Consider the following 427-nt stretch of genomic DNA (forward strand, 5'->3'; position numbering starts at 1 on the left):
GGCAACATGCTGCATGTTTTCGGCCAAAGTACGGCCGGTCACCGTCATGCAATCGCCGTGCAGATAGCCATGGTCGAGCAGCGTCTTCATCAGCAGCGGAATGCCGCCGGCCTCGAACATGTCCTTGGCGACATATTTGCCGCCGGGCTTGAGATCGGCGATGTAAGGCGTCTTCTCGAAGATCGCGGCGACGTCGAAGAGGTCGAACTTGATCCCGGCCTCATGCGCGATCGCCGGCAGATGCAGCGCCGCGTTGGTCGAGCCGCCGGTGGCCGACACGACCGTCGCGGCATTCTCCAGCGCCTTGCGGGTGATGATGTCGCGCGGCCGGATGTTCTTGGCGATCAGCTCCATGACCTTCTCGCCGGAGGCGAAATTGAAGCGGTCGCGCATCTCGTAGGGCGCCGGCGCGCCGCAGGAATAGGGC

Annotated in this window: 1 protein-coding gene; it reads right to left on the minus strand. The window is 63.7% G+C overall.

The window, feature by feature from the left end:
* The coding region (locus tag EOA29_RS40260; RefSeq protein ID WP_189479209.1) for a dihydroxy-acid dehydratase at positions 1-427 on the minus strand (427 nt) is incomplete at both ends.

Origin of the sequence: Mesorhizobium sp. M1E.F.Ca.ET.063.01.1.1 (genome assembly GCF_003998155.1) — a bacterium.
In the GTDB taxonomy this organism is placed as follows: domain Bacteria; phylum Pseudomonadota; class Alphaproteobacteria; order Rhizobiales; family Rhizobiaceae; genus Mesorhizobium.